This is a genomic window from Sphingomonas panacis (assembly GCF_001717955.1).
GTDB classification, from domain to species: Bacteria; Pseudomonadota; Alphaproteobacteria; order Sphingomonadales; family Sphingomonadaceae; genus Sphingomonas; species Sphingomonas panacis.
Window position 1 is genome coordinate 1,042,534 of record NZ_CP014168.1, and the last position, 14,143, is coordinate 1,056,676.

General features: G+C 66.7%; 10 protein-coding genes. 4 read left to right on the forward strand and 6 right to left on the reverse strand.

Features of this window, described 5'->3' with window-relative positions; translation table 11 throughout:
• The first annotated feature begins 673 nt into the window (after window positions 1–673).
• Both J0A91_RS04675 and J0A91_RS04680 read left to right on the forward strand, forming a co-directional pair.
• Window positions 674–3,373 (forward strand): TonB-dependent receptor plug domain-containing protein, encoded by a 2,700-nt coding sequence (locus tag J0A91_RS04675; protein ID WP_069203930.1) that lies wholly within the window; start codon window positions 674–676, stop codon window positions 3,371–3,373.
• A complete protein-coding gene (locus tag J0A91_RS04680; protein WP_150126829.1) occupies window positions 3,345–3,530 on the forward strand; it encodes a hypothetical protein in 186 nt (61 codons plus the stop codon). Before J0A91_RS04675 ends, J0A91_RS04680 begins: the two co-directional genes overlap by 29 nt.
• A 2-nt stretch (window positions 3,531–3,532) precedes the next feature.
• Here J0A91_RS04680 and J0A91_RS04685 read toward each other — a convergent pair whose 3' ends face one another.
• The 5 genes from J0A91_RS04685 to hutI are packed head-to-tail and all read right to left on the reverse strand — an operon-like array spanning window position 3,533 to window position 9,315.
• Complete coding sequence (locus tag J0A91_RS04685) at window positions 3,533–4,105, reverse strand: HutD/Ves family protein (protein ID WP_069203931.1); 573 nt, start codon at window positions 4,103–4,105, stop codon at window positions 3,533–3,535.
• Window positions 4,102–5,769 carry a urocanate hydratase gene (gene hutU, locus J0A91_RS04690; protein WP_069203932.1) on the reverse strand — a complete coding sequence of 556 codons (1,668 nt, stop codon included), beginning with the start codon at window positions 5,767–5,769 and terminating at the stop codon, window positions 4,102–4,104. The genes J0A91_RS04685 and hutU overlap by 4 nt, the downstream gene beginning before the upstream one ends.
• A gap of 17 nt (window positions 5,770–5,786) precedes the next feature.
• Window positions 5,787–6,593, reverse strand: a complete 807-nt coding sequence (gene hutG, locus J0A91_RS04695) for an N-formylglutamate deformylase (RefSeq protein WP_069203933.1) — start codon at window positions 6,591–6,593, stop codon at window positions 5,787–5,789.
• Window positions 6,590–8,119: a histidine ammonia-lyase gene (hutH, locus tag J0A91_RS04700; RefSeq protein WP_069203934.1), complete on the reverse strand. Its 1,530-nt coding sequence runs from the start codon at window positions 8,117–8,119 to the stop codon at window positions 6,590–6,592. Before hutH ends, hutG begins: the two co-directional genes overlap by 4 nt.
• The gene (hutI, locus tag J0A91_RS04705) at window positions 8,116–9,315 is read right to left on the reverse strand and encodes an imidazolonepropionase (RefSeq protein ID WP_069203935.1); all 1,200 of its coding nucleotides are present in this window, start codon (window positions 9,313–9,315) and stop codon (window positions 8,116–8,118) included. The genes hutH and hutI overlap by 4 nt, the downstream gene beginning before the upstream one ends.
• A gap of 70 nt (window positions 9,316–9,385) precedes the next feature.
• On the opposite strand from hutI, the gene J0A91_RS04710 reads away from it, so the two are divergent.
• Together J0A91_RS04710 and hutC are read left to right on the forward strand one after the other, a co-directional pair.
• The gene (locus J0A91_RS04710; protein ID WP_069203936.1) at window positions 9,386–10,768 is read left to right on the forward strand and encodes a formimidoylglutamate deiminase; all 1,383 of its coding nucleotides are present in this window, start codon (window positions 9,386–9,388) and stop codon (window positions 10,766–10,768) included.
• Entirely contained in the window at window positions 10,765–11,475 is a 711-nt protein-coding gene (gene hutC, locus J0A91_RS04715; RefSeq protein ID WP_069203937.1) for a histidine utilization repressor, read from the forward strand. The genes J0A91_RS04710 and hutC overlap by 4 nt, the downstream gene beginning before the upstream one ends.
• 39 nt (window positions 11,476–11,514) lie before the next feature.
• Here hutC and J0A91_RS04720 read toward each other — a convergent pair whose 3' ends face one another.
• The gene (locus J0A91_RS04720; protein WP_069203938.1) at window positions 11,515–14,139 is read right to left on the reverse strand and encodes a M14 family metallopeptidase; all 2,625 of its coding nucleotides are present in this window, start codon (window positions 14,137–14,139) and stop codon (window positions 11,515–11,517) included.
• Window positions 14,140–14,143: the final 4 nt, after the last annotated feature.

A 14,143-nucleotide genomic window follows, 5' to 3' on the forward strand; every position in this document is an offset into this window, starting at 1 on the left:
GAAGCCATAGCGACAGCATCAACCGCGTTTCTGCGGTTGGCCCTATATCGACTTACACCGCACCGCCCCAGAGCGCGACTGAGGCGATCAGCTCGGCGCAGGCGTATCCACGACGGCGACTCCGGGCGGCCGGTCTCGCCACGCCGATAAAGGTGCAAAATATTATAGTTGTAAATTCATACTAAATCGCACATGTATCCCGTGAGTGGCGCAAGACCACCCGGGAGAGTATGATGATGGTGGGGCAGACGTTCGGCGTCCCCGCAAGGCGACGCGTCGCAGTGCTGACGATGCCGGTGGCGAGTCCACCGCCGCCAGCGTCGCGCACCATATTTCCAAAGCGACCGCGATCGACTCCCATGGCGTCGTCCCCGGTGGTCGCATCACTGCGCGTCTCACCGCCCAGTCCAATGCGTTTGCCGTGGAGGCGGCGAGACGACCTGTCGCTGCGGGCACCGACGGCACGCACTTCAAGCCGGTTCGACACGCCGATGTGCCAGCGCGGCAACGCCATGCGCATCAAATCCGGCTGCGCACCGCGAGCCGGCGCGACGTCACCTCAGCCTGCCACAGCCAGCATCCGAGTCCCACGGGGTGACCGACAGGTCACGCACCGACGCGCCTTTCGTGCCCACGCCAGCCTTTCAAAAACAAAACGCAAAGGGGAGAATTGATGAACAGGATACGCACCGCAGCGCGCGTCTCGACCGCGCTGATCACGCTTGGTTTCACGCAGCCGGTCTTCGCCCAGGCCCAGCCCGCCGATACAGCGCTGCCGCCCGCGCAGTCGCCCGAAGCTGGCCCGGTCGCCATCACGCAGGAGTCCGTCGGTTCGGACGTCATCGTGACGGGCAGCCGCGTGCGCGGCGCGGCGCCGGTCGGCTCGACCGTCATCGCGTTGGGGCGCGAGGACGCCGTGGCGGGCGGAGCGGTCACCACCGACCGGCTCATCAAGCAGATCCCGCAGGTGTTCGATCTTGGCGTCAGCGAGAATTCGCGTGGCCAATCGGGCGGCAGCGGCAACGTCACATATGGCAACAGCGTCAACCTGCGCGGCATAGGCCCTTATGCGACGCTGGTTCTCGTCGACGGCCACCGCGTCGTCAACAACAGCCGCTCGGTCGATCCCTCGATCATTCCGACGCTTGGCCTCGATCGAGTCGAAGTCGTCGCGGACGGCGCTTCCGCGATCTACGGATCGGACGCGGTGGCCGGCGTCGTCAACCTCATCCCACGCCGCTCGTTGAATGGCGTCGAGGCCACGGGCCGCTATGGCTTCGCGGACAATTTCAGAGAATATCAAGCCGGCTTGGCCGTCGGGCACAAATGGAGCCAGGGTCAGATCATGCTCGCGTTTGAGCATGTCTATCGCTCGGCGCTGAGCGGCAACGACCGTAGGTACTTCCGGTCCGATCAGACCGCGTTCGGCGGCAACGACTATCGCGTCAATCGCTGCTCACCCGGCACGATCGTCGCGGGGGGCGTCAGCTACGCGATCCCGAGCGCCGGCGTCACGCAGGCGACGGCGGGCGCGCTCGTTCCGGGCACCAGCAACCGGTGCGACGACATCGTCGGTCAGGACCTTATTCCAGAGCAAACCTACGATTCGGCCAACATGACCTTCACGCAGGATCTCGGCGACCGCGTCACGGTCTTCGCCGACGGCTTCTTCTCGCGCCGCAGCTTCCAGCGCACCGCCGCCGCCAGCAGCGCGACGTTGACCGTGCCACAGACCAACGCCTTCTTCGTGCGTCCTGCGGGCTTCACCGGCACCAGCTATACCCTCGCCTACAATTTCAAGGATATCCTGCCGCCCAACCTGAACCTGGGCAGCGCCGAGAATTGGCAGATTTCCCCGGGCGTGCGCGTCAAGCTGTTCGGCGATTTCCAGTTAGAGGGCATCTACAGTTATGGTCGCGGCGACGACGAATCGAACACCTTCACCGGCCTGACCGCCGCCAATCTCAACGCCGCGCTGGCAAGCAGCAACCCGGCGACCGCGTTCGATCCCTACAGCCTCGGCCGGACCTCGCCCGCGACGCTTGCGGCGATCAACAACAGCGTGTTCCTCGCACCGACGCTCAGCCGCTTCACTGGCTATGAAGCGCGATTGAACGGCACCTTGTTCCAGCTCGGCGGCGGCGGCGTGAAGCTTGCCGCTGGCTATGAAGCTCAGGAAATCGGCGTTGCGTTGGGCAATGCGCGCGGCGTGATCGGTATTCCGATCGCCTTTCGCAACTTCAGCCGCCGCGTCGATTCGGCCTATGGTGAAGTGTTGGTGCCGCTCTTCGGATCAGCCAACGCCATCCCCGGCTTTCAGCGCCTCGAGCTCGACGCGGCGGTTCGCTATGACAAATATAGCGATTCCGGGGATACGACGAACCCGAAGTTCGGCGTCAACTGGTCGCCGGTGCGTGGGCTGGTCCTGCGCGGCAGCTACGGCACGTCGTTTCGCGCACCGCTCATCACGCAGATTTACGGCAATTCGAACAGCCTGTTCACACAGACTTACCAGAACCCCGCCGGCGCGCCGATCGTGGGGCTGGCACTTTCAGGCCCCAACCTCAATCTCAGGCCGGAGACCGCCACGACATGGTCGGTCGGCGGAGATTGGGATATCGTGCCGCGCCTGAAGCTCAGCGTCACCTATTTCAACGTCGGCTATCGCAACCAGGTTGATGCGTATCTATCCGATTTGGCGATCCTGTCGCGTGAGGCGCAATTCGCCGGGACCGGCATCATCCTGCGCGGCGCCGACGCCGCCGCGCGCGTTGCGCAACTGATCGCGTCAGGAGTCGGCGTGGTCGGCGTTCCGCCCGCGCCGGTCACGCTGTTCGTCGATGGCCGCAACAACAATCTCGGCAAGTCCCAGACCGAGGGCGTAGATTTCGCGGTAAACTATACGCTACCGACCGCGAACGTCGGGACATTCCTGTTCAACGTCAACGGCACGTATCTCACCAAATACGAAGTCTCGATCACCCCTGCGGGCACGCCGATCGACCGGCGCAACACGATCTTCTTCCCGCTGACCTTCAAGGCGCGCGGTAGCGTCGCTTGGGATTTCGAGCCGTTCCGCGTGCAGGCGACCGTCACGCATGTCGGCGGTTACACCAACAACGCCGTGACGCCGAACTCGCAGGTCGGCAGCTACACACCGGTCGATCTCAGCGTGTCGTGGAAACTGGGCGGACGCGATGCACACGGCCTGCTCGGCGGGCTCACGCTGGGGGCGGAGGTGCGCAACCTGTTCGATCTCGATCCCCCCTATGTCAATCTGGCCCCATCGGGCAACGGCAGCGGCGGCTACGACGCCTCTGCGGCGAGTCCGATCGGTCGAGAGGTTGCGTTTTCGCTTCGGGCGAATTTCTGAGGCGGAAGATGGGCGGCGGATCGAGGCGGGGCTGCTACAGCAGGTGCCGCTCGATCTGCCCGAACGCCAGTTCGGCATGATCCGCCGCCCCGAACGCAACCTGTCGCCGACCGAGACCACTTTCGGCTCGATGCTACGCTCGGCGGGCAAGCGCTGAAATCACACCCCCGCGTGGCGAGCAACGGAGACGATCTTCACCGCAGCGCTCACGGCGACCGCCTCGTCAGGCGACGTGTCGAAGCAGAAGGCGTCGTGCGCCCGCATGGCTACGGTCCGCGCGCCGATCCGAAGCACCAGCGCCCGGCTCGCGACCACGATCGTCCCCGCCGCGATGCCGGCGATCGCACCGGCGTCCAGCGCCCGGATCATGCCGACGCCAGCGCCCCGCCGCACCATCAGGTTCAGATCGGTAACCGGGCCGCCTTCGGGCGTTCCGAACGCGGCGACATCGCCCGGAAAAGCATAGGCCGCGCTGTCTGGCGTGAGCACGACCGGGTCACGCCCCGCCACCGCCAGCCCCAGCCGCCCCGACAGGATCGCGATCGTCCGATCGACGCCGGCGAAATGCGAAAACGCCCCCGCCACATCCACCCGCGCGGCGCTGAGCCGCCACGCGAAGCTGTCCAATCCAGCACTGCCGGGGAAACCCGCGATCTCGCGCGTCACCCCACCGCCGTTCTTCCACGCGACCAGCGGGCAGTCGGCGGCGCGGATCAGCCGGCCATCGTTCACCCCATTATGCCGGGCAGATCGAGCTGCTTCTCGCGCGCACACTCCAGCGCGATCTCGTACCCGGCATCGGCGTGGCGCATCACCCCCGTCGCGGGATCGTTCCACAGCACGCGCTCCAGCCGCGCCGCCGCTTCGGGCGTGCCATCGGCGACGATCACCATGCCCGAATGCTGCGAAAAGCCCATGCCGACGCCGCCGCCATGATGCAGCGACACCCAGGTCGCGCCGCTCGCGGTGTTGAGCAGCGCGTTGAGCAGCGGCCAGTCGCTCACGGCATCGCTGCCGTCGCGCATCGCCTCGGTCTCGCGGTTGGGCGACGCGACCGACCCAGAATCGAGATGGTCACGCCCAATCACCACCGGCGCCTTCAACTCGCCGCTCGCCACCATTTCGTTGAACGCCAGACCGAGCCGATGCCGGTCGCCCAGCCCGACCCAGCAGATCCGCGCTGGCAGACCCTGAAACTGGATCTTCTCGCGCGCCATGTCGAGCCAATGGTGAAGATGCGTGTCGTCGGGCAGCAATTCCTTCACCTTGGCGTCGGTCTTGTAAATGTCCTCGGGGTCGCCCGACAACGCCACCCAGCGGAACGGCCCCACCCCCCGGCAGAACAGCGGCCGGATATAGGCCGGCACGAACCCGGGGAAATCGAACGCATTGGTCACGCCCGCGTCGAGCGCGACCTGGCGGATGTTGTTGCCATAATCGGTGGTCGGCACGCCGGCGGCCTGAAAATCGAGCATCGCGCGGACATGCACCGCCATCGATTGCTTGGCGGCGGCGGCCACGGCTTGCGGATCGCGCTCGCGCCCCTCGGCCCACTGCGCCACGCTCCACCCGATCGGCAGATAGCCGTTGATCGGATCGTGCGCGCTGGTCTGGTCGGTCAGCAGATCGGGGCGGATGCCGCGGGCGTAGAGGTCTGGCAGGATTTCGGCGGCATTGCCGATCAGCCCGACCGAAACGGGCGTCTTGTCGGCGCAGCTCCGTTCGATGATCGCCATCGCTTCCTCAATCGTCGCGGCGGCGACATCGAGATAGCCGGTGCGCAGCCGCATATCGATCCGGCTCTGCTGGCATTCGATCGCGAGGCACGACGCGCCCGCCATCACCGCCGCGAGCGGCTGCGCGCCGCCCATCCCGCCGAGCCCAGCGGTCAGCAGCCACCGCCCCGACAGGTCGCCGCCATAATGCTGGCGGCCCATCTCGACGAACGTCTCATACGTGCCCTGAACGATGCCCTGCGTGCCGATGTAGATCCACGATCCCGCCGTCATCTGGCCGTACATCGCCAGCCCCTTGCGATCGAGCTCGTTGAAATGCTCCCACGTCGCCCAATGCGGGACGAGGTTGGAATTGGCGATCAGCACGCGCGGCGCATCGGCATGGGTGCGGAACACGCCGACCGGCTTGCCCGACTGGACCAGCAAGGTCTCATTGTCCTCGAGCCGGCGTAGCGTCTCGACGATTGTGTCATAGCTTTGCCAGTCGCGCGCGGCGCGGCCGATGCCGCCATAGACGACCAGCTCCTCGGGCCGCTCGGCGACGTCGGGGTGGAGGTTGTTCATCAGCATGCGCAAGGGGGCTTCGGTCAGCCAGCTCTTGGCGGTCAGTTCGGTGCCGGTCGCGGCGCGGATGGTGCGGCTGTTGTCGAGGCGAGTCATGGCGAGTCCTTGGCGGGTCAGGCGTGGGCGAAGGCGAGACACGCCTTCACGATGTCGGAAAGCGTGGCGGCAAGCGGCGCCGCGCGGGCGGAATCATACGCGGGCGGCCAGATGCCGGGGGCCGGCATGTCGGGCTCGTCCATGTATCCGCGAATCGCGAGCTCCATCTGGATCGCATGCACGCCCGTTTCGGGCCGGCCATAATGGCGCGTCGTCCAGCCGCCCCGGAAACGGCCGTCGAGGACATGGCCGAGACCGCTCGCGGCGCAGCGCGCCTCGACCGCGTGAGCGAGTGCGGGTCCACAGGTCGCGCCATTATTGGTGCCGATGTTGAACTGCGGCAGTTCGCCGTCGAACAGGCGCGGGACATGGCTGCGGATCGAATGCGCGTCGTACACCACGACGGTGTCGTGCGCCGCGCGCAGCCGCGCGATCTCCGCCGACAGCGCGGCATGATACGGGTCGAACCAGCGCGTCCGGCGCCGCGCGATCTCGGCCGCGTCGGGCGCCGCGCCGGCATACAGCGGCTCGCCGTCGAAGGTCGTCGTCGGGCACAATTCGGTCGTCGCCATGCCGGGGTACAGCGACGCGCCCGACGGATCGCGATTGACGTCGATCACGCTGCGCGAAACCGTTGTGCGGACCATCGTCGCGCCGAGATCCGCCGCGAACGCATAGAGCTGGTCGATCCACCAGTCGGCATCGCGGCGGGCGAGCCACGGCGATACGAAACCCGCCTCGACATCGACGAGATCGAGGCCGGTATGCGGAAACGCGAGGATCAGCGGCGCCTCGCCGCGATGGACCTGCACCCCGTCGCTCATGCGACACCCGGCAGCACATCACCCGCGATCGCGACCAGCGCGCCCGAGCGGACGAGCCGGTTGGCGGCTTCCATGTCGGGATGGAAATGCCGGTCGTCGGTCAGGTGCGGCACGTGCGCGCGCAGGCCGGCGTGCGCGGCCTGAAGCAGCGTGCTGCTCACCAGCGGTGCGTGGAAATCGATCGCCTGCGCGGCGGCGAGATATTCGATTCCGATCACCGCGCTGGCATTCTCGGCCATGTCGAGCAGGCGGCGCGCACCGTGCGCCGCCATCGAGACATGATCCTCCTGGTTCGCCGAGGTCGGGATCGAATCGACGCTGGCCGGATAAGCGCGCTGCTTGTTCTCGGAGACGAGCGCGGCGGCGGTGACCTGCGGGATCATGAAGCCCGAATTGAGGCCGGGCTTGGGGGTGAGGAACGCCGGCAATCCCGACAGCGCCGGATCGACCAGCATCGCGATGCGCCGCTCGGCGATCGACCCGATCTCGCAGATCGCCAGCGCGATCATGTCGGCGGCGAAGGCGACCGGCTCGGCATGGAAGTTTCCGCCCGACAGCGCTTCGTCGCTTTCGGGGAAAATCAGCGGATTGTCCGATACGCAATTCGCCTCGATCTCCAGCGTCGTCGCCGCCTGACGCAGAATATCGAGCGCGGCGCCCATCACCTGCGGCTGGCAGCGCAGGCAATAGGGATCCTGCACGCGCGCATCGTTTTCGAGATGGCTCGCGCGGATCGCCGATCCGTCCATCAGCCGTCGCAGCGCCGCCGCCGTTTCGATCTGGCCGGCATGGCGGCGCAGCGCGTGGATACGCGGGTCGAACGGCGTGTCGGAACCCTTGGCCGCCTCGGTCGAGAGCGCGCCGGTGATCAGCGCCGACTGGAACAGCAATTCCGCCTCGAACAGCCCGGCGAGCGCATTGGCGTTGGAGAATTGCGTGCCGTTGAGCAGCGCCAGCCCTTCCTTCGGCCCCAGTTCTACGGCCGCGAGTCCGGCCTGCGCCAGCGCCTCGGCGGCGGGCAAACGCGCATCGCCGACCCAGATTTCGCCCACCCCGATCATCGCCGCCGCCATGTGCGACAGCGGCGCGAGATCGCCGCTCGCGCCGACCGATCCCTGGCACGGCACCACCGGGGTCAGGCCGGTGACGAGCATCGCTTCGAGCAACGCGACCGTTTCCGGCCGCACGCCCGAGGCGCCCTGCCCGAGGCTGGCCAACTTCAACGCCATCATCAACCGGATGATCGGCACCGGCGAGGGCGCGCCGGTTCCGGCGGCATGGCTCAGCACGATATTGCGCTGAAGCGTCGCAAGGTCGTGGTCGCCGATCCGCACGCTCGCCAGCTTCCCGAAGCCGGTGTTGATGCCATAGACCGGCGCGCCTTTGGCGAGGATGCGTGCCACTGCGGCGGCGCTTTCGGCGATGCGCGGCGCGCACGCCGGGTCGAGCCGGGCCGGCGCGCCGCGATACAGCGCGCGCCACTGCGCCAGCGTCACTTCGCCGGGGGTGAGCAGGATCGTGTTCATTGGCCACTCCAGATGCGGGCATGGAGCGGGTTGAACCCCATGCGATAGACCAGTTCGGCGGGGCGCTCGATGTCCCAGATCGCAAGGTCGCAAGCCTTGCCCGCCTCCAGCGTGCCGATCGTGTCGGCGCGGCCGAGCGCGCGCGCGGCGTTGCGGGTGACGCCGGCGAGACATTCGTCGACGGTCAGCCCGAACAACGTCGCGCCCATGTTCATCGTCAGCAGCAGCGATGTCAGCGGCGCGGTGCCGGGGTTGCAGTCGGTCGCGAGCGCGATCGGGACGCCCGCGCGGCGCAGCGCCGCGACCGGCGGCGGCCTGGTTTCGCGGACGAAATAATAGGCGCCCGGCAGCAATGTCGCGACGGTGCCCGCCTGCGCCATCGCCGCGACGCCGGCATCGTCGAGATGTTCGAGATGGTCGGCCGAAAGCGCGCCGTACCGCGCGGCGAGCGCGGCGCCGTGAAGGTTGGACAATTGCTCGGCGTGGAGTTTTACCGGCAGCCCGAGCGCGGTGGCGGCGCGGAACATGCGTTCGGTCTGCGCGGGCGAAAAGCCGATTCCCTCGCAAAACGCATCGACCGCGTCGGCAAGCCCCGCCGCCGCGACCTGCGGCAGCATATCGTCGCACAGCATCGCGATATAGCCGTCGGCATCCCCGGCATATTCGGGCGGCAGCGCGTGCGCACCGAGGAAGGTCGTGGCGATCCGTACCGGCCGCTCCCGCCCGAGCCGCCGCGCCGCCCGCAGCATGCGCGTTTCGCTCGCAGCGTCGAGGCCGTAGCCCGACTTGATCTCGACCGTCGTCACCCCTTCGGCGATCAGCGCGTCGAGCCGCGGCAGCGCGCTCGCGACCAGCGCATCCTCGCTGGCGGCGCGCGTCGCCCGCATCGTCGAGACGATACCGCCCCCCGCGCGCGCGATCTCCTCATAGGACGCGCCCGCCAGCCGCAGTTCGAACTCATGCGACCGGTCGCCGCCATGTACGAGGTGCGTATGGCAATCGATCAGCCCGGGGGTGATCCACCGCCCCTCACAATCAACCGTCCGCGCCGCATCGAACACCGGCGCATCGGCAGCGTCTCCCGCGAAGACGATCGTGCCACCCCGCGCGGCAACACATCCCCGCTCGACCAGCCCCAGCCCGTCGCCCGCGCACGTCGCCAGCCGCGCCTGAGTCCATAGCGTGTCACACCGCACCTGACCGTCACCTCATGGTTGCGGGGAGAATGATTGCACCGTTCGCGATTAATGTATAGACAAATCTACCATGCCCGACCGTCCCTCCGCTGCGCAACCTTCGCTATTTTTCGATCGCGCGTTGTTGCCCGAAGGCTGGGCGCGGAACGTCCGAATCACTCTCGCCGCCGGCCGCATCGCGACGCTCGAAACCAACGCCGCGCCCGCACCCGAAGACGAACGGCACCGCTGCGCCCTGCCCGGCCTCCCCAACCTCCACAGCCACGCCTTCCAGCGCGGCATGGCCGGCCTCGCCGAGACGCGCGGCCCGGCGGAGGACAGCTTTTGGACGTGGCGAGACGTGATGTATCGTTTCGTCGCGCGCATGACGCCGGACGACGTGCAAGCGATCGCCGCGCTCGCCTATATCGAGATGCTCGAAAGCGGTTTCACCCGCGTCGGCGAATTCCATTATCTGCATCACGACCGCGACGGCCAGCGCTTCGCCAACCCCGCCGAGATGAGCGGCGCGATCATCGCCGCCGCCGCCGAGAGCGGGATCGGCCTGACGTTGCTGCCGGTGTTCTACGCCTATGCCGGCTTCGGCGCGCAGCCGCCCCGCCCCGATCAGGCGCGCTTCGTCCATGACATCGACAGTTATGCGCGGCTGCTCACAAGCGCGACCGACCTCGCGACGGCGGCATTGCCGGACGCGATCGTCGGCGTCGCCCCGCACAGCCTGCGCGCAGTATCGCCCGAACAGCTCGGCTTGCTGAGCGACATGGCGAAAGACCGGCCGATCCACATCCACATCGCGGAGCAGACCGGCGAGGTGGAGGCATGCCTCGCCTGGAGCGGGCAGCGGCCGGTCGCGTGGCTCCTCGACCATGCCGAGGTCGATCCACGCTGGTGCCTGGTCCATGCCACGCACATGATAGGCACCGAAGCGTCGGCGATGGCGCGATCGGGCGCGATCGCCGGATTGTGCCCGATCACCGAAGCCAATCTCGGCGATGGCATCTTCCCCGCCGTCACGTTCCTCGCCGCCGGCGGCCGCTACGGGCTCGGCAGCGATTCGAACGTGCTGATCGACGCCACCGAGGAAATGCGCCTGCTCGAATATGGCCAGCGCCTCGCCCATCGCGGCCGCAACATGCTCGCGAACAACACCGGGCGATCGACCGGTGGCGATATCTACACAGCCGCGGTGGCCGGCGGCGCGGCGGCGCTGGGCGTGGCGCCCGGCCTCGCGATCGGCCTGCCTGCCGATCTCGTCAGCCTCGATCTCGCCCATCCGTCGCTCGCCGGGCGCACGGGCAATGGACTGATCGACGGACTTGTTTTCGCCGCCGGCCGGGCTGGCGTGGATTGCGTCTGGCGACACGGCACAAAGCTGGTTAGCGGTGGCAGGCATCGCGCGCGCGCGGCGGTCATCGCGCGCTATCGCCGTGTGCTGGAGACGCTTTGCGGATGAGACAGCCCTTGCACGAGCGAATCCGGTCGGACTTCGAAGCGCGCATCCTGTCGGGCGACCTCGCTCCCGGTGACCGTCTGCCGATCGAGCAGGAATTGATGCAGCATTATGGCTGCGCCCGCATGACGGTGAACAAGGCGTTGTCGGCGTTGCTGTCCGCCGGCTTGATCGACCGGCGCAAGCGCGCGGGCACCTTCGTCGCGCGGCCGCGGATGCACTCGATGGTGCTCGACGTGCCTGATCTGCCATCGCAAATCCGCGAACGCGGGCAAGCCTATGCCTATGAACCCATCGGGCATCGGCTGCGGCCACCCGCACCGGCTCTTGAGGAGGAAGTGCAGCTCGCCGGAGAGGGCGATCTGTTCGAACTCGAAGGGCTGCACCTCGCCGACAACATCCCGCTGGCGCTGGAATATCGGTTGATCAGCGTGCTGGCCGTGCCCGACATCGGCGATGCGACCGATATCGAGGCGATCTCGCCGGGCAGTTGGCTGTTGAAGCATGTTCCCTGGACCGAGGCGGAAACGCGCATCTCCGCGTTGGAAGCCACAACGGAGGAAGCGCGGCTGCTACGCATTCCGCAGCGCTCGGCTTGCCTGTGCGTCGAACGTCGCACGTGGCGCAGCAGCGACCGCATCACCTATGTCCGGCAGCTGTTCGTCGGCAACAGCTACGATCTCGTCGCGCACTTCGGCGCGACGCGGTAAGCGCTCCGGTCCCACGCGGAAACCGGAGCGCCGCGCGGGTTACTTCGCGGTGGTCGGGTAGAGCGTGTTGAACAGCAGCTTGTAGGTGCCATGCGACTGGGCGCGCCACTGCGGCTTGAAGCCGTAGAGGTAGATCGTGCCCTTGCCGTAGGAGACCGACACCGCCGCCGCCTTGCCCTGGATCATTTCAGGATGGAGCAGCACGCCACTACGCAGCGGGTTGCCGGTCGCGGCATAAGACGCGAGGATATCGCCCTTGAACCCGGCCTTCGGCGCGAAGGCCGGCCCGCGCTCGAACATCACGATCGGATTGGCCGGCATGCCTGCGGTCGCCGGCAATCCCTGCTTCAGCTCGACCGCCAGCAAGGCACCGGAACAGAAGAACTGCTCGCTCTTCACATCCTTCAGGATGTTGGTGACGGGCAGATCGAACAAATCGATGATCGCGTCCGAGGCATTGTTAAGCGCCACCAGCGTCCCGCCCTCGCGGACGAACGCCATCAGCTTCGCTGCACCCTCGTTGCCGATCCCGCCGGCATATTGCGCGGGCATTTGGCTTGGGGCGAACCCATCCATCAGCGTGCCGAGCGGCCCCTTGTACGAGGAGATCACGTCAGGCGCGGGCGCCGTATCGCCGGGGCGACCTTTGCTCGGCGCGTTCATGTCCGGGATAACGATCGTGTCGTACCTGCCGGCAAGCCCGGCCTTCACGTCCGCATTGTAGACGCTCTTCGGCTCAAAATCATATTGCTCGAGCAGCCAGCGCGTCCAGCCTTCGTCGATGTTCGATCCCCACGGGCGGTACAATGCGACGCGTCCTTTGTGGACAGTCGCGCCGCTGACCGTGTCCGGCGACGCCGTCACCACCGCGCTGAAATCCGTCGCGATCTTGGCCATCGCCGGCGCGGTCACGCCGCTAATCGCGATCGCATCCTCGGGCGCCGCCCCCGGCTTGAGCACGGCGCTCGTCCAGACCGCCTTCCCGCCCGCCGCGAGCGCGCTGTTGAGCACGCGATAACTGTTGTTGACGCGGCGGCTGATCAGGTACGTCGCCCCCACCCCACGCACCGCGCCGACCGGCGGCGTGGCCTTGCTGATCTTGCGCATCCCGGCACGCGCTTCGGGCGCGATCGGCTCGACAATACGGTCGACCTGCACGCCCATCTGCATCGGCAGCGTCCACCCGGTAACGTCATAGGGCAGATCGACGGGTTTGCCGTTACCGTCGAGGATCGCATCCGGATAGGTCTGCTTGTCGAACAGTTCGCGCGCCAGCCCGGCGAAGGGCTGGTCGGTCGGCACGATCCAACTGCCGGCGTCGTAGCTGCGCCCGCCGATCAGCGTCGGCTTTTCGATCTGAAGCACGTCAAGGCCGTGGCTCAGCATCAACTGCGCGAGCGACGCCGCTTCGGGCATGTCGGTCTGGCCAGCCGGAATCACATACGCAGCCGGACCATCCTTGGCCGACGCCGCGACCATGTCGCGGCCGGCCTGATAGCGGTTGTACAGCAGGGTCTCGCTGTATTTCTGCGCGGTATCGAGCACCGCCATCGATGCGGTCACCATGTAATCGACCGAGTTCTTGAGGTGCCATTCGCCGCCGCGCCACGGGTCGGGATACATGATCTGCGCCTTGAGATCGCGCGTGTTTTCCGGGAAGTCCGAAACCTTGGTGGTCATCGGCGTGGCGCTGTCGTGCGCGGTTTCGGTGAAGAAGGAGATCGTGTTGCGGAACACGTGAATGTAATCGAGGAAACCGGCATACCAATTGTCGAAACGCGCCTGCGCGATCGCGCCGGGCTTCTGTTCGGCCTGCATCCGCGTCATGATGTTGGTGCCGAGCGCGTTGGTCCAGATTCGCATATACGGGCTGATGTTCGACGATACCGGATCGGCGAACGGGGGCACCCAGATCCGCGCCGGGAATGGTGCGGTCTGGTGCTGCGAATACCAGATCACCGGCGAATAGGTCTGCTCGGTCGCGACGACGACCTGGCTTTCCTTCATGTTGAGCATATAGCCGTCGCGGTTGTTATCGTGACCGACATATTCCTGGTACAGCCACGGCGTCCGGCTGGTTTCCCATTTGGTGCCGCGTTGCTTGCGATACCAGTCGACCACCATGTCCTGTCCATCAGGGTTGAGCGTCGGCCACAGTACCAGGATGACCTTGTCGAGGATCGCGTCGATCTCGGCATCGTTCTTCGCCGACAGCAATTTGTAGGCGAGCGCGAGCGGCAGTTGGTGATCGGAGACTTCGCTCGAATGCATACCGCCATCGATGTGAACGATGATCTTGCTGTTTTTGGCGAGTGCGCGCGCCTGCCCGTCGGTGAGCCCACGGGGATCGCCGAGTCGCTTCGAGATCGCCTTGTACTTCTCGAAGCTGGCGAGATTTGCGGTCGAGGAAATGACCGCATAGGTCATCGTGCGTCCCTGCGTCGTCTTGCCCGCGTCGAACAGCTTGATCCGGTTCGATGCCGCCGCCAGCGCGCGGAAATAGCGGATAGAATCCTCGTAATTGGCCAGGTAATAATCATCGCCGGGATCATGCCCCAGCACCGCTTTCGGACTCGGCACGGTTTGCGCCACGGCAGGCGCGCACAGGCCGATCGCGGAGCTCAGGAACAACACGCGTACCGCGCGCGACAACGAATTGGTCATGGGG